General features: G+C 50.7%; 12 protein-coding genes and 1 pseudogene. 6 read left to right on the plus strand and 7 right to left on the minus strand.

The features are described 5' to 3' along the window. Positions 1–80: 80 nt before the first annotated feature. Both pssA and HRU10_04450 read right to left on the minus strand, forming a co-directional pair. Positions 81–926, minus strand: coding sequence for a CDP-diacylglycerol--serine O-phosphatidyltransferase (gene pssA / locus HRU10_04445; protein NRA26482.1), 846 nt, complete (start codon positions 924–926; stop codon positions 81–83). Positions 927–942: 16 nt separating this feature from the next. Further along, entirely contained in the window at positions 943–1,311 is a 369-nt protein-coding gene (locus tag HRU10_04450) for a cytotoxic translational repressor of toxin-antitoxin stability system (protein NRA26483.1), read from the minus strand. 133 nt (positions 1,312–1,444) lie between these two features. On the opposite strand from HRU10_04450, the gene HRU10_04455 reads away from it, so the two are divergent. The 6 genes from HRU10_04455 to HRU10_04480 all read left to right on the plus strand — a co-directional run bounded on the left by HRU10_04455 (position 1,445) and on the right by HRU10_04480 (position 10,577). Then, positions 1,445–2,257 carry a hypothetical protein gene (locus HRU10_04455; protein NRA26484.1) on the plus strand — a complete coding sequence of 271 codons (813 nt, stop codon included), beginning with the start codon at positions 1,445–1,447 and terminating at the stop codon, positions 2,255–2,257. Then, on the plus strand, positions 2,254–3,099 hold the full coding sequence (locus HRU10_04460) for a hypothetical protein (protein ID NRA26485.1): 846 nt from the start codon (positions 2,254–2,256) through the stop codon (positions 3,097–3,099). Before HRU10_04455 ends, HRU10_04460 begins: the two co-directional genes overlap by 4 nt. A gap of 261 nt (positions 3,100–3,360) precedes the next feature. Further along, positions 3,361–3,762, plus strand: a complete 402-nt coding sequence (locus tag HRU10_04465) for a hypothetical protein (protein ID NRA26486.1) — start codon at positions 3,361–3,363, stop codon at positions 3,760–3,762. A gap of 382 nt (positions 3,763–4,144) precedes the next feature. Further along, entirely contained in the window at positions 4,145–4,555 is a 411-nt protein-coding gene (locus HRU10_04470) for an OsmC family protein (GenBank protein ID NRA26487.1), read from the plus strand. 28 nt (positions 4,556–4,583) lie between these two features. Beyond that, positions 4,584–7,538 (plus strand): PD-(D/E)XK nuclease family protein, encoded by a 2,955-nt coding sequence (locus HRU10_04475; GenBank protein NRA26488.1) that lies wholly within the window; start codon positions 4,584–4,586, stop codon positions 7,536–7,538. Then, entirely contained in the window at positions 7,539–10,577 is a 3,039-nt protein-coding gene (locus tag HRU10_04480; protein ID NRA26489.1) for a UvrD-helicase domain-containing protein, read from the plus strand. Between the two features lie 168 nt (positions 10,578–10,745). Here the strand turns inward: HRU10_04480 and HRU10_04485 are convergent. The 5 genes and pseudogenes from HRU10_04485 to HRU10_04505 all read right to left on the minus strand — a co-directional run bounded on the left by HRU10_04485 (position 10,746) and on the right by HRU10_04505 (position 16,416). After that, a pseudogene (locus tag HRU10_04485) lies at positions 10,746–11,804 on the minus strand (dihydrodipicolinate synthase family protein). A gap of 10 nt (positions 11,805–11,814) precedes the next feature. Further along, positions 11,815–13,593 (minus strand): hypothetical protein, encoded by a 1,779-nt coding sequence (locus HRU10_04490; GenBank protein ID NRA26490.1) that lies wholly within the window; start codon positions 13,591–13,593, stop codon positions 11,815–11,817. 30 nt (positions 13,594–13,623) lie between these two features. Beyond that, the gene (locus HRU10_04495) at positions 13,624–14,514 is read right to left on the minus strand and encodes a sugar phosphate isomerase/epimerase (protein NRA26491.1); all 891 of its coding nucleotides are present in this window, start codon (positions 14,512–14,514) and stop codon (positions 13,624–13,626) included. Further along, positions 14,462–15,262 carry an SDR family oxidoreductase gene (locus HRU10_04500; protein ID NRA26492.1) on the minus strand — a complete coding sequence of 267 codons (801 nt, stop codon included), beginning with the start codon at positions 15,260–15,262 and terminating at the stop codon, positions 14,462–14,464. The genes HRU10_04495 and HRU10_04500 overlap by 53 nt, the downstream gene beginning before the upstream one ends. Next, positions 15,256–16,416 carry an iron-containing alcohol dehydrogenase gene (locus tag HRU10_04505; GenBank protein ID NRA26493.1) on the minus strand — a complete coding sequence of 387 codons (1,161 nt, stop codon included), beginning with the start codon at positions 16,414–16,416 and terminating at the stop codon, positions 15,256–15,258. The genes HRU10_04500 and HRU10_04505 overlap by 7 nt, the downstream gene beginning before the upstream one ends. Positions 16,417–16,470: the final 54 nt, after the last annotated feature.

Below are 16,470 nucleotides of genomic sequence, written 5' to 3' on the forward strand. Positions count from 1 at the left end.
AACGGATTACTCAGAAAATATTGGTAAGTTATTCCGGTATCTCGTCGAGGTGTCGATGAGCCTTTAAGAGGAGGGAGCATTTATACAGAGTTCCCAGGCCGTTTGTGCTGAGTAAAATGGAGCACCAACCCACCGATGATATATGCGACAAACAGCAGTGCTAGAGCGACCTCATGGTAATTAATGATGGCGGCGATCAGGGCGATAGCACCTATGAAGACGCGTGGTTTCATCGTCGTTTGCCATCCGACCTTTTTAAAGCTGGGATAACGCACGCTGCTGACCATAAGGAAGGCAATCAACAGCATCAGGAACGGGAGAATAATCGACCAGGTTTTGAGCTCGTAGTTCGTAATCAAAAAGACAAGAGAAGCAATCAGACCCGCGGCGGCAGGTACTGGAAGCCCGAGAAAGTCTTTATGTCCCGCAAGTTTTTCATGCTTAGGTAGCAATGGACTAGTGATTACATTGAAACGCGCCAGCCTGACCGCGGCGCAGAGCAAATAGATAAAGCCGATGATCCAGCCAATTTTTTCAAAGAATGGGTAACCGCTCTCGGGTGACAAAATGAGGAAATAAACGAGCAGCGCCGGCGCCATTCCAAAAGAAACAATGTCGGCTATCGAATCGAATTCCGCTCCAAAGAGAGACTCTTTGCCTCCAAGGCGTGCTAACCGTCCATCAAGCGAATCAAAAACTACGGCACCCAGGATACACCACACTGCCTGAAGATAGAATTGCTTCGTGATCTCTGGATCGCCCGCAAAATTTGCTTTGATACAAAAAATGACAGCGATGAATCCGCAAAATAAATTTCCCGCCGTCATCGTATTTGGTAGCAGGTAGATCCGACTGGCTTCTTCGTTCGAACTGAAAGGAATCAGTGTATCGTCTGGTTTTTCCGGCGTCTTCGGTTCGGAGGCCATGGACTGAGCAGAAGGGTTAAGGCTTTTTATTCCGGTTGATGAGACCGTCGATGTATTCCCAAAACGTCGAGTGTTGTTCCACAATCTGGTCTTCTGCTAGAGGAAGCTTCGTGCGGTATACAAAATCTGTCAGGGTGTGTTGGGGAAGAATCACTTCGCAGGTTATTTGATCGGCAGCGCGCACGGTAAAATAAATGCGGAAATCCCCAGCGCGTAGACGGTAGAGCTTTTTAGTCCCACGTTGGAACACACCTACTTTACCTTGCGGGTTTTTCAAAGCTTCGGGGCTAAGCCCGCTGATCATGTCTGCCAACTCGAGTTGTTTGAGTGTGTCCAGTTTCTCCAACTCGGCTAGGCTCTGATCGCTGAATGTTACCTGATACATTGTAAAGTGCTGTATGGATGACTTATGACGTAAAGGAAAGCAAAGTTTGTTCAGCTCCCATCGTGCCTAGATACTCGCTCTCGACCACATACTTGCCGGAGTGGTAAAAGTCTGATCCTTATTGGAAAAACTTATGACTGAACAATTGGGTGCCCTTGATCCTTACGACCTCCCTCCCCCGCCCGCGCCAAAGCCAGAGACCTTACCGATCCTATTTCAGGATGATGACTATGTGGCCGTTCATAAACCCCCAGGTTTACTCGTTCATCGCAGTGAATTAGCGCGCGAGGCAGACACAGCAGCACTGCAGATTGTGCGTGATCAAATCGGGATGCATTTATTTCCCGTACACCGTCTAGACCGCCCAACTTCTGGGGTTCTGATTTTTGCTCTCTCTAAAGAAGCAGCCCAAGCTTTTGTCGATGGCCTCACCCACAAAACAGTAGAAAAAGAGTATTGGGCCATCGCCCGAGGTTGGATTCACGATGCCGTCGATCTCGATAGTGCTTTGGACAAGAATCAGGTCTACCCTCCCTCCAACAAAAACCACCTAGAACCCAAGCTGCAGGAAGCGATTACCCAATTTAGGCCCGGTTTAACCTGTGAACTGAATATCCCTGTGAGACCTTATGATACAGCGCGTTACAGTCTGGTAAAAGCATCTCCCAAAACAGGCCGGACGCACCAAATCCGTCGACACCTCGCGAGACTGCGTCATCCGATAATAGGAGACACACGGTATGGCGATGGCCCGCACAACCTCATGTATCGCGAGCGTTTCAAATGCTACCGATTGTTACTCGCTGCTGTATCTCTGGATTTTACACACCCGAGGACCGGTTCTAAGACTCGAATATTTGCTGAGCCGTCCGAGGATTTTGGCGAAGTAGCGCAACAGCTCTTTGGTTCGGATGTCTACAAAAAATTCTGCCGTCAATTATCATGAAAAGATTCTTACTCATTTATTTTGTTATATCGCTGTTCGTCTCCGCTCAACAGGGAGAGTCACTTGCCGACAAACGCTTGATGAAAATCGTCCATGATCAGCAACGCTTGATGGCGCAGGCCGAGACTGGAAAGGATGCAGATGATTATGTAAACACTTCAAGTGAACCACAGATTCGGCAACTGGCTGCGCGTTGGTCGCGTTACATTAACGACCATCCAAAGGACGTAGAAGCACGCTTACTTTACGGGAAGTTTTTGAGAACTTTTGGCGAATCAGAAAGCGCAATTTTAGAGTTTCTTGCGGCTGATGCCCTTGAGCCAGAGTTACCGGTAATAAAACAACAGATCGGCAATTACTACGCCGAGCACGGGTTGTACGAAGAGGCGCTTAAAGCCTTCATACAAGCGGTCGAACTCGCTCCAGAAGAGAGTATTTACCACTACCAACTGGGTGAAGTCTTATACCGCTATCGGTGGCAAATCATCGAAGATGACATTTACACACGTGCAACACTCGATGAGCAAATGAGCCGCGCCTTCGGACAAGCCGCCCAGCTTGCTCCAGAGGATTTAGGTTTACAGATGCGTTATGCCGAGAGCTTCTACGACCTTGAATCCCCCGATTGGGCAAAAGCAGCGCTTCAGCTAGAGCACTGCGCCAGCCTTGCCGAATCGCACGTCCACAAACAGACCGTCCATCTGCACCAAGCGCGTGTCGCAGCAGAGATGGGTGAGCTAGAAATCGCAAAGACCCACTTAGATTCTGTAACCATGAAAGCTTTAGCAAAAAGCGAGGCTCGTGTTAGGGCCATGATACAAGCGCGTGTGGAGGGAAATTAGCGTGAATTCGCGTTCATTCGCGGATAGGTCAAACTGATGAAAAGCCTTCATCGCACTTCCAATAAACGACACAGCATCCTTCCTTTTTCTCCTCGCCCTGATCTACTAAAGTGTTTTGAGTTAATGTAATTCTTGCGGAGCGAAAAACCAAACACATGGTGTTCAGCTACTTCCATTTCATCACTTCAATCCACAGAAATCCCTGCAGTTATCTTATCAGGGCGATTCGTTGAGATAGTTTTAACTGTTCAGCCATATATTATGACTATTGAAAACCGCGTTAGAAAAGTTGTCACTGAAGATGATCATAAAGCGTTCATGCTTTTGTTCGACGAAGACCCTGGAGACTGGCGTGAGGAACCCGAGCAATATGATGAAATTCTCTCAAAGTTCCGAAAGACTTTCGATGACTGTGTCAGGATGGTTGAGTCCAATATTGGAACCCCTTCATATATTGAACGAGAATATTCAAAGCGTTCACCGGACTGGGCACCAATGGGTTTGTATGCAGATTGGATGATCAAGGGCACTGATTCAATAATATGCATATTTATGGGAGGAGATGGAAACCCAGAAGATCCGCTGACGTTGATCGCCGGTCGAACGAGGAGCGAGGCTCGCTTCAGTCCAGATGACCCATGGGACTGGCAATGGATCGACTAATAAGATTATGCCAAACAAGTCCGTTAAAAACAACGCCATGAACGTTCCGCGCTCTGACGTGTCTCACGTCTACAGTGGGATAAGAAAATCACCCGTTGCCGACTAATCAGAGGATCGCCCGTCGTAGATGGTTTCACAGGAACTCGTCCGACAAGAAAAGAACACTGGCAATGGCGATTCCGCGTCTCATCAGCGTTTTCTGCGGCCAAAAAATTTTTACCTAGCGTCTGCTCGCGTCATCCCTTCGCAGAAAGTCTCTCGTACAGTAAAAAGTTTGGCAGCAATCCCCTCCCGCTCCTATCGCATAGTCCGGATTGAAGAATTCCAGAGGCTGAAAAATAACTCGCCCGCCTCTAGCCTATTGCCTTAGCTCGGGGCTATCATGGTTAAGATCGCGGTGACATATCAAGGAGGGCTCCATTGTGAAGCTATCCATGGACCTTCTGGGAATACACAGGGGACTGATGCTCCGGTGGATAACAAGGGTCGCGGAGAGACTTTTTCTCCGACAGATCTCGTGGCTACTGCGCTCGCAACGTGCATGGCCACTATCATGGGACAGCAGGCGGACACGTTGGAGGTCGATATCTCTGGGACAGAGCTCCATGTGGAGAAGGTCATGTCTACAGAGCGGCCTAGAAGAATCGTCGCGCTGCCGGTGAAGATTTCAATGTCGATCCCATTTGATGAAAAGGTGGCTAAGATGATGGAGCGCGCCGCGAAGAGTTGCCCCGTGCATCATAGCATTCATCCAGATATCAAAGTGGATATCGACTGGAGTTGGGCAAATTGATTGTTACTCATAGGTTTATTATAACTTGATGGATCGCCAACAATATCAGTGTTTGCACCCACAGCAGGCGTTGGTAGAGGTGATTTTCCCATGGGTTGAGCGCCACAACGCGGCATGGAAGGGAAGCGTGTGTGGGCGCGCGACCGTTGTTGTGCCAACTAAGGGCGTATCGCTTTGGTTGAGGGAACAATTGAGTGATAAGTATGGAGCTGTTTTTGATCTCGAGATCTTGACCCCTACCCTTTTGCGGAACCGTTTAAAATCTGGGATAAAGAGACTCGGGTTCCAGAATATGCAATGGCAGCAGCCAGAAGATGTTCGGCTTCTTGTGAGGAGTATTCTGGGTGCGCGTTCAGAGTATCTAAGTTTCGATAATGCCAAAGGCTGGACGCGTCTTTACCAAGATTTGGACCGTGTGGGTTACATCCCTGATTGGCTGCCAAAAGAAATGCTTGTTTTGATGTCAGAACTTCAGGGTCATTTTCTAGAATTGGATCTAGTGAGTGAATCACGTTTTGACCGGAGTCTATTGGATTATGCGTTGGGTAGCACAGATGGTACAGAGTCTTTCTTCGATAATTTGTTGATCTATGGATTCGGACCCCGCGATCTTAGTGGAATAAATTTTCTCCTCGCCTGTGGCTTGTTATCTAGAGCGACATCGATAGTTCATGGACCCCCAGCACTCTATTCAGGTGAGGAGCCCTGGTTTAACACCTGGGAGAAATATTTCGGCCCTATTGATATGTTCCACGTGGAACAGTCCCATCCTCACCAACTGCTGGGAGAGTCGATCCGTGAAGGTAGCCCAGTTTTCAACGCTGATCCAAGCTTGGACGGACTTGTCTCTTACGTGGATCAAGTGGAACAGGAGCCGTTGATTCAAACGTGTGTCTTGGAAATCTGTGGGATTATCCAAAATGCTAAAACACCACGCATTATGGTGTTGTTTCCATCTATTCGAGGAGAAGGGAAGCAAGAACTCAAAACGGCATTGGAGCGACTCAATATCCCCTACTTTGACCGAAGCCATGGCGTTGTAAATCGTTGGACCGGCGTGCCTGAATGGTGGCGTTACTGGTTACAATTCCAAATATCGCCTACTGTAGACAGCTATCTATCCTTTGCCCAATCGAGCTTCGAGGTGTCAGGGATCTCGCATGAAGCTCTAAAACTGCTCGAAAGCTTGATACGAGAGGGGTTTCAAATACTTCAAACGACTGACTGGATAGTGGTCGAGAAACATGTGCATCAAGCGCTTGGCTATCGGACGGGAGCCTCTAGTAGTCAACTGTTAGGTTTCATTGATCGGTGGTCATTGCTTAATGAACAGGCCACAATCGGCGTGTTTACTCAGACTATAGAAGACCTCCTGCTCAGAGTTGACATCACGATCGATGATTTTGATCTGGAGGGTATTACTGAGCTTCTCGAACAGTGGCGAAACTGCGAAATTGAAGTGACCCGGCAGGTTTTCTTTGATTGGTTGCACGCACGTTTAGAGCAACTATATAGTAGGACTAGTTTTGCTTCAGATACACCCGGAGCAGTCGTGCAGCTCTGTGATCAACGTGAGGTCATGACTGAACCGTGGACCCATGTGATCGTATTCGATTGCGCAGGCGCTTCTTGGCACCAAACTGAAACAACACAAGGCTTGCTAAGCGAAGCACAGCGCCGGCGATTAAGTGAAGGCGCCGCAGCTTCGTCTGATACTCATATTCTGGCACCCGGAAGGATCCCCGTTCAGGATGCAAAGCTACGCAATGAAGCAATTAGCCGTTTATTCTTCGAAGTGCTTATGCAGCCATTGGAGCGTGTGTTGTTTCTGCACCAGCGCCGTCTCCCCGATTCTCCTGCTGTAGATCGTGAGCCATTGGATTGGCTAGAAGCATGGTTTACCGGACGTTCCAGTCCTGCGTCTCTGGTGGTTTTGCCTGAGCAGCAAACCGATACGAAACTACCCGTCGTGTGTGCCCTGGAATACCTCCAAACAGCTGTCAACGAGCGGAACACGTCAGAAAAGCCGTTCGGGATATACGATTATGGCGCAGTCTCGACCCCATTATTCAATGGAGCTATCCCTGCAAAGAGCATCGAATTTATCATTAAAGATCCTGTGGCAGGCTGGTACCATGATGTTCTCGGCTACACGGCGCATGAGCGTTTTCAATTTGTAGATCAGCGGCGATTGGTAGATGGAATGCGCCTTCACCGCTGGCTAGATTACTCAAGAGGAAGTGATCCTATACTCATCCCCCTACCCGCTCAGGCCGATTGGCTGGCACATGCTTATACAAATGCGGAAAAAGAATATGATTATGCCCGACAGATCTACGATTCGGGCGGAGGAGCCTTGCCAGATTGGTGGCATCACTTGTGGTGGAGCCAAAAAGCTGCGGTGCGGCGCTATATCGACCGTGTAGCGGGATTAACGTCCGAAGGCGTCTGGTCCTTTGCGGGATTTGAGGTGTCTCTGCCCACAGGTGTGCGCATTGGACTCGGAACTCCCGAGGTCCTTTCGATATCGGGGCGTATAGATTTGGTATTAGCCGACTCTGAGGCTCTGCCTAGTCCGCAGAATCCGAACCCATCGGGTCGTTACCTGGTGATCGACTTCAAGTCAGGGACTCGGAATGCCATTACTGAGAAATCTTTGCTGCGCGGTGAGCACTTACAGCTCGTCGTGTATGCAGCAGCACTGAGTGCGCTTAAGGCTGAGGATGTTGGTATTCTTGTCGTAGACCGGCTTGGAGATGGAAAAACGTATTCGATTGAGACGGGCACAGATGAGAATCTGGAGATGTTTCTCGCCGGGGTTCGAACGTTGATTAAGCGAGGACTGCTGGGACCCAAACCATGCATTAATCGCGAATTTAGCTTTTCGCGTCCCTACCCGATCGCTCATGTCGAAATCGATGATAAAATACTGACTGAGCGTTGGAATCTCACCCACCCCCTACTTACCTCCCTGGTCAAATAAATGGCGACTCTAAGAGACCAGTCACAGCGCGACGCATTCATCCAAGATGTCCGAGGGAGTTACTCAGTGATTGCTCCGGCTGGCGTGGGTAAAACGGAGTCGATTATTCGCCGAATAGAACAGCAGGCTGCGGTGGCAGCAGTTTTGCCAGAGTTTTCCTTAGATAAGCTGATCGTGGTGACCTACACCGAGGCGGCGGCTCAGGAGATGCGGGAGCGGGCCAATGCCCGTTTGCGGACTAACCGAGCGAGGCCCGATATCTTAAGGCAATTTGAGCAATCAACTTTCGCTACAATCCACGGTTTTGCGTCTACACTGATCCAGCGCTGGGGCCCGCTGTTTGGTATCTCAGGTGAATTCGAAATCATTCAAGATGATGACATCGATGCTGTGTTCCGCGCGTTTATTGGAACACAGACAAATTTGCTCGATTGTTTGGCTCAGGAAATACGTTCCACCTTTACCCGATTGGTAGATATTCATTCCATTCTTGGATTGGCGACCGATGACGCCGCTCTGGATTTATGCGCGCCGACTATATCTGCCTTTCCCGATCTACGAATTGATGCCTTTCTGAACTGTAGCCTGAAGCGAAGCTCCAAAAAGCTTGATGGTGAAAAGAGCGCGTTGAGAGCTTGGATGAGTCGTTTTCTCCACACCGATGATTTTGTTGGATTGCCGGAGACGAGCTATAAAGCCCATGAGGCTCCAGGTGAGGCGTTTGCGGAATCATTGGCTCCGCTGTTCGATTGGGTTCGAGATGTTACTCAACAATTTGTTATAGAAATGGCGGAGTCTTTCTACCGCTACCGTATTGAATCAGGACATCTCACTTTCAGTGATTTGATCCGCACTGCGGCTGAATTGGTCAAAAAGGCACCCGTTAAGGAGCAACTCAAGGTGGAAGACCCCCATATTTTACTTGATGAAGCTCAAGATACAGACCCTAAGCAGTTTGCGTTTTTGCTGAGTTTGGTCGGCCTAGATGTCAATTCATCCGGTGGTATAGAATCGGTGGACCCTTACTGGAGGGAACGGGTGGCAAAAGGCCGCTTTTGTATGGTGGGAGACTTCCAACAATCCATCTATCGAGCGCGCGCAGATATCGGATTCTATCGCAATCTTCATAAAGCTTTACTGGACAATAGTATCCTCAAAGAAGCTGTATTTTCGGTGACTTTCCGCTGTGATCAAAAAGTAATCGATTGGGTCAATCAGGTCATGCCTACTGTCTTCCATGATCGGTCGGCAATTGATGAGGTGGAATTTGTCCCGCTGGAATCCAGGCCTGATGTAAAAGAGGGCGCGGTGCAAAAGCTGGTGGTTAAGGGTAGTGAGGGTGAGCATGACGGGGATCCAGAAGCGGCTCAGCTCGCTGAACGGCTTGCTCGGCTGGGCACACAGGGTCTGGGGGTCGCGGATTGGAGTGATTGTGCGTTGTTGTTCACGAGAAAACGTAGAATACAGCCTTTTAGTGAAGCCTTAGAAGGGCACGGATTGAAGGTGCAGGTCCTGTCAGAAAATCGCGCTTATGCTGCACTTCCCGAGTATGCCTGGTGGGTGGCCGTCTTATGGATATTGGTCGAACCTGATGATAGCTTTGAGATCGTTGGTGTATTGCGAGAGGTATTTGGCGTGCCCGACGACGTTATCCATCAGTTTGTTCATAAATCTCGCGAGGCTGGGGAAGAGCGGGCGATCAGCATTGCGGCACCAGCAGTATGGGGAGGAGCCATCTGCGACATCCTTAATGTTCTCTTCGATCTTAGAAAGCATGTGCTGGCGCTGACACTTTTAGAATCGATCGACGTAATTGATTCCGAGTTGGATCTCGCTGCTAGACTGGAACTATTGCCTGGAGCTGATGCCGTCGGTATAAAACGAGCGCGGACTCGGTTGCAGGCTGAACTTTGCCGGTTGGAAGAGAAGGGGATGAGCTTGGCTCAATCTGTGAAGCGTCTGCGCTATCAATTTCTGACTCGGCGCATGGATGCGGCCGCGGTAAAACCCGGACACATTCAACTACTGACTTGTCACAAGGCAAAAGGCCTCCAGTGGAATGTGGTTATTTTAACTGGGCTGGGATCTCCTCTGGGAGAACCGACGCCACAGTTTCCGCTATTCGTGCGCGGTGAGGGTGCGCGTATGAATCAAATAATTCTGAACAAAGCGGATCCGTCGAAATCGTTGTTAGAAATTGAGAAACTCAGGGCTTCCGAGGAAGCGCGCAGGTTGTTTTATGTGGCAGCAACACGCGCTAAGCAGCGTTTGGTGTTGGTGGATAATACGAATGTATTGGGAAAACGGAGCCGTGGAATCCCTCCGTTTTTGAGCTATATGCCGGAAGAGTGGGGGGAGATACCCGACTTTAAGGCTACTGAAGCAGGTGATCTGACGGCTAATAGCGATTCAGTGGCTGCTGATGGGATCTTAGATAAGAATCAGAAGATACAATTGTCATCATTCCAGAACACAGCCCGGATGCGTGGCCCTTCCTTTTCATCACCGAGTAGTAAGAAGACTGAAGACGATGGTGAACCTATCATTTCTAAAGTTCAATCGGACGAAGTGGGGGGGCGTGAATACGGCTTACTGTGGCACGATTGGATGGAGGCCGTTTGGCTCGATGGTAAGAGAGAGGTGGACATGTATTCTGGACCCTTTGCTCATTTGCTGAGCCAAAGCGGGATGCGCAAACGCTTGGATAAAGAATGGCAGCTTTTAAAGCAGGTCGATGGCTTGTCTTCGGGATTGGATGCCCAGGATGGTCGAGTTTTATGCGAAGTGCCATTTCTTTGGCGCGCCCCCGACGACGACACACTATACAATGGAGTCGTGGATTGGATGCGAGTGGGGGAGGGCACTTGCTGGATTATTGACTGGAAGACCGACATCGTTGACGAGGGATTGTGCAGCTTGATCGATAAATATGCTGATCAGCTCAAGATTTATCGTTCTGCGCTGCTTCAATCACTCGATGTTGAGGTTCGCTTGAGCCTCTATAGTACACGGATGGGTGAACTGATAGATATAGACTAGGACACAATCCGGGTTAAACCACTTTTCCGGCGGCGACGAAGCACCGCGCTCAAGCGCTTTCAATAATTGGAGGGGGACGCTTTGACGTGACCCATGGCCCGAACAGAATCAGACAATGCAAGCGACTGAATTTATGAATAATCCTCTAATGCGCAGTCAGTGGTAGGATCACTCGTTAAACCAGTGTTGGAGATTCTCAGCGACGAATTGGTTGTCATTTAAATGTGGATACGCTTCGCTTACGCGTGTGATTTCATCGGCTTGCCCTGGAGCTAGAACTTCATCGAACTTTAGCGTATCGATACGTTCTAGCAGGCCTTGACGGCGCAAAATCTCGTTTACTCCCGGAATGCTGCCGGCGTAGTTATGACGAGCGTCAAAAATGGCGGCCTAGGCGTCGGTCATTTGAGCGGATAGTGTGAGCAGCTCGCGAGGAAGGGGCTCGCCTGAATCCCACCAGGCGTGAATCTTATTTAGGAAATCACAGGCAGTCTTAGTCCAGCAGGCCCACTGTCCCAAAAGTCCGCCACGTATCCGGACGTCGCCGGTGCCGAAGTTAAACGGGGTAACCAGATCGTAAAGGATGCTGTCGTCGTTACCGGTATAGAGGGTAATGTCATCTTGGCGTTGAGCATCTGCGATGGCGCGTACTACATCCACGGTGCCGTATCTGTCGAAAGGCGCTATCTTGATGCCGTAGACATTGGGGATTTCGACCAGTTCACGCCAGAAGCTATAGGGCAAGACGATACCTCCGACGCCTGTGAGTAGGTAGAAACCAAATACAGGTATTACCTTAGCTATTTGGCGCACGTGGTGAATGAGGTCCTGCTCCATGGCATTTTCGCCAAATGCAGCCATGGAGATAATAGCGAAATCGTAGCCAAGATCCTTGGCCAGTTCTGCTTGTTCAATGGCACCCGCAGTGAGGCCGTTGATACCCGCAATTTTTGCCAGCGGGCGACCTCGGCTGGCAGTGAGGCGATCGATTTCTTCTGCGCATGTCTTTAAGACAGGCTCGAACAGGGCGATACCGGGATTGCGTATTTCAAATTGAGTGAAGTGCATGCCTACGCCACCGACTCCGGCGTCCACATAGTAGCGCATCAGCACTTTCTGGCGTTCAGCGTCAAACTTACGTTCAGCTGTCAGGGCGAGTGGGGCAGCGGGCAGAGCAACGCCCGTGCGTATCAGTTTTAGGATTTCTTGTTTCACAATGGGTAAAATGAGTTGTCGATTACGTGTGTGTGTTGATTATGCCGCTGGGTAAATCTAGGGTTATGGTACCTGTCGGCGCGCTGATCTCTATGGCATGGCCCGTATCTATGATCGCGAGGCTATCAAGACTGCTGACAGAGATAATAAAGCGTGCCTCTGGACTATCTATGGGTGCATTGTAACTGAGTGGGTAGATAGTCCGATCGTCGTGATCATAAGGTTCGGCGATCGTGATTTCTGCTGAATTGTGAGAGCGGACGGCTAAATCACCCTGTTCCGTCTCCAGGCTCAGCTTGGATTCCTCAAGTTTCGGGGCGCTCATGCACTGCAGGTAGCCATGCGCATTGATGCGTTGTCCACCTTTGCCCATAGCATGGTCCAGGATAATGAGCGTGCTATCGGAAATGGCGATAACGTGGCGATGGTGCCGTTCAAGTGTGTGTGGATATGCTGACTTGAGGTCACACCAAACGTGCAAAAGCCAGTGCGTTCCGAATGGGATCTCTTCAGCCTTCAGTATTTCCGCAGTGGCGTCGACGGTCTGATCTCTGCGCTTGAACGTGATGCAATTGTGCTGTGCCGTCGCACTGGCCATGTATCCTGGGTCGCCGAGGATGCGGCTTGTTCCGACACCATAGATGATTTGACCGAGGTCCAGGTTGTTGTGATTTCCACCGTTGAACCCTGAGCGAAATGATAGCCATGTTTTGTCACGCTTCCAGGACAGCCAATCGAGTTCACGGCCATGCCAAAGTCCCACAGGTTGTTGCCATGGGGTGGCCGGTTGATCGACTGCGCGGTGCCAAAAAGCCTCCACCTCAAATGCGATACCGTTTGTGTCTTCCCAGGGCCGAGGGAATGCATCTTCAAAGCCTGCCCAATCTGGCCGGCCGCACTGCTGCGCCCACCAGTAAGCGCCAGGAAAGCGCCATTCTCCACCATATTCGTAGCAGTTGGAAAAGTTGATTGGCTTCTGATCACCTCCGAGCATCCAAAGACGAGAGTCGAGACCATCGCGGAAGCGAGGCTGTGTCTTAAGCCCCAGGTCGTCACCCTCAAGCCTGTATAGAGCTGACACAAATTCAGTGAGGTGTGTTAGCGTAGTGCACTGATACATGAGCCCCTCTGTCGACCCGCCACCGGCAGGAAAGTAATTTATGGTGTTTTGCAGCCCTTTTTTGGCAGCGCTCAGCACCTCACTGGCAAGGTCGGGCGCAATGTCTTGCATTGCTAAAGCAGCGACCCCCGCCGAACCGTGTAGTGCCGGTCCCCAGTTAAATTCGCTATACCGCCACCAATCGCCTTCTTCAATGCCTTTGAGATAGGCGGGAAGCCCCCAGTCAACGAGACAGCGAACGAGCTCAGATTCTTGTTTTTTAGATAGGACTGGGGCGAGTGACTCGAGGGCGAAAGTGGCGCTGGTCCACCAATCGGCGGTACGTAGATCAGCATGTTTCAGCCCACTCCAGAGTGGCTCAGTAATCCAATATTTCGGATCGATGATGACGTCCACCGTTCGCAGCGCTTCGGCAAGGCAGTCTTCGCGTCCCGTTAGACGCCATGATACCGCAAAGCGGATGAGGCGTTGTTTGGGTATGCGCCAAAAATAGGGATTATCTCTCTCCTCATCAGCGTTGTTTAGATCGCCGCTGAGATTCCAGAAATCATCTCGACTTTGAGCGATCATAATGTCGCATGCACGCTCGTTATTTGCGTGGATTTTTTTGAAGAAGGGGTCCTGCAACTTATGATTAAGCCCGGCCCATTCCGTTTCTGTCATGATAAGGTTTTTGTGCATGCTTCCGCGTAGGTTTTGCTGGGTGACTCCTTAATCGACAGTTGGAGATAAGGCTGTGATGAGGCTGCCCAGCGCTTCCGAAAGGGACGGTACCCATGGCTGCCATTTGCGCTCCCATTCCAAACAGATGGCCCCTGTATAGTCGCTGCTCGCAACTGTTTCGATCAACTCTGACACCGGGAATCTGCCGGTCCCCGGTAGACAAAGAGTATAGTCGTTCACTTTATTTGCTTCACGAACACTGTCTTTGAAATGGATGTGAGCAATATAGGGTTTGAGGGCTTGCCAAGTTTGGTTGATTGGCTCGCCACCTTTGTGGAAAGTGTGGTGGGCATCCCAAAGTATCGGGCAAGGCGTCTCCAGTTGTGATTGAAATGCCAAGCACGATTCCGCGTTACAAAAGGCATCATGGGTTTCCATTACGATGTTCGTGGTCCAACCATTCTCGCGGCGTAGTGCTTGCCACCATCGGGTCGTTTGAGCAGCAGCCTCCAAGTCCTTTTCGCTAGGTCGCGTACTGAGCTTTCCGCCGTCGAATACCCTGAGCCAGGGGACCTGGAGCGCTTCGGACCAAGGAATAAATCTCAAAAATGCCTCGCGGGTTTCTTCGGTATTCCCGATGAGCTTGAGGGAGGTATCGAAGGCGGTGATCTCAATCTCTTTTTGCTTCAGAATAGATTTGAGGTTTTCCGGCGTCTCAAAAGTGGCTTCCAAATAAGTTGGCAGGTCGAGTTGGTCCTCAAGCGCGCGGAGCTCGATTTCTCGCACACCAAACGCCTGGGCCAGTTCGATGGCCTGGGCCAGGTTCATCTCAGAGCAACCTAGTGTAGACACACACCAGCGGATGTTGCCGGGAAGCTTTCCTTCTTCAGTCATTTTCAGGCAGTGTTTGGCGTTCTTCAGCGGTTTCTTCGGGCGCATACCAATTCGAGAGGTTTCCACTCCATCGCCACAGATATCCGGTTTTTTCGAGCGACACCTGATTCATCACCTCCAGCATGCCTTTGACGGACTCGGAAGGTTCGAGCATGAAGCGGTCTTTGGGTGGCGTTCCTCCAGAGGTCATCGCAGTCCGCACCCAGCTAGGGTCGATACCTCCTACGGTGATACCGTGTGGAACCAAGTCGGTGCCCAGTAATGAAACCAAGCGATGTACGGCGGCCTTTGAGCATGGATACGAAAATTGGCTCCCCGGTTTGTCTTTAGGGTCTGGATGGCGCAATGCCCCGGTGCGGGATGTGAGGATGAATACTTTGCCTGAGGTCTCTTCGAGCTTAGGCAAGAGCGCCCGTGTGAGCTCGAGGGGACCAAAGAGGTTCACTTGAAACACTTTGAGCATCTCAATACTCTGAAAATTGCTCAGTCCTTCCTTCCCATTCCCCACGATGCCCGCGTTATGGATGAGTAAACCGACACCGCCCGAGAGTTCATTGAGCGTTTCTGCGCTGGCCGTTAGGCTCTCTGGATCGCTGACATCCAGCTGGACTGTCTTTAGAGCATGCCCGTGCGTATCTTGAAGTTTTTTGAGTTCTCCGGCTTCGTCTGGATTGCGGCAACATGCAACAGTCAAGTGTCCTGCTTCCAAGAGCTGTCGTGTAAACTCGAGGCCGATTCCTCGGTTAGCACCGGTTACGACGGACCAATTTTGCGGGTTGGTTTCGTCTACCATGATTTCCGATATAATTCGATGATTTCGTCTGCTTCTGGAACGCGTGGGTTGTTGTCCGGGCTGCCGGAAGCGAGAGCGTCGATGGCCATCTTGCCAATCTGAGCTTCAAAGACTTGTGATGTGACACCTTTGCAGCCAGAGAGCTTTGGCAGGTCCAGACTCCTGTTGAGGCGCTCGAGCCAAGCGACTAGTTTTGTGCACGCCGTTTCATCAGAGTCTTCATCAGATGCTGCATTCAGCGCGCGTGCGATGGCTGCATAACGATCCGGGCTCGCGCTTGTAGAGTAATCGGTAACCGTGGGAAGAAGAATAGCGTTGGAAAGGCCGTGAGGCAGGTGGAAAACAGCTCCGATGGGTCGGCTCATTCCGTGGACTAGGCAGACGCTACTGTTCGCGAATGCCATACCGCCCTGAGTTGCTGCGAGCATCATACCCTCCCGAGCCAGCCTGTTGTCCGGGTCGTTCCAAGCTGTTTCCAGATGTTGGCCGACCAGCCGGATACAGGATAAGGCCAGAGGGTCAGTCATCGCGTTTGCCTTACGCGAGACATACGCCTCGATGCCGTGCGTGAGTGTGTCTACGCCTACTGCAGCTGTCAGCGGCTTGGGCATGCCCATAGAATACGTGTAATCGACGATTGCAGCGCTGGGTAATAGCGGCGCGCTGAGCATCATCATTTTGACGTTGGATTCCGTGTCGGTGATGACTGCTACTTTTGTCGCCTCACTTCCAGTTCCTGCGGTGGTGGGCATCGCGATCAAAGGAATGCCGGGGTTCACTATTTTATGTAACCCCATGTATTTTGATAGGGGTCCCGCGTTGGCTTGGCTGATAGCGATAACTTTGGCGGCGTCGATAGGCGAGCCACCGCCCAAGGCGACGACTAAGTCGGCATGGTGCTTTTTGAGGGCTTCAACCCCAGCAGCGACATTGAGATCGGTAGGGTCGGGCTGAATCTCATCGAAGATAGCGACTGACAACCCGGCTGCGGTCATGAGACGAACCAGGTCATCTGCGAAGCCCAATGCTACCACTCCGGGGTCCGTGACGAGCAATACGCGGCTGCCGCCGAGCTGTTTTGCCAAGGCGGGTAGTTGCTCGCGGCTGTCGCCTCCATAAATTATGGTGGCAGGAAGATCTAAACGGTAGGACATATTACTAGATCTGAATGGTTCGCATCATTGTAAGGAGCTTTGACGTTGGCCTAG

This window comes from Opitutales bacterium (genome assembly GCA_013215165.1).
GTDB lineage: Bacteria > Verrucomicrobiota > Verrucomicrobiia > Opitutales > JABSRG01 > JABSRG01.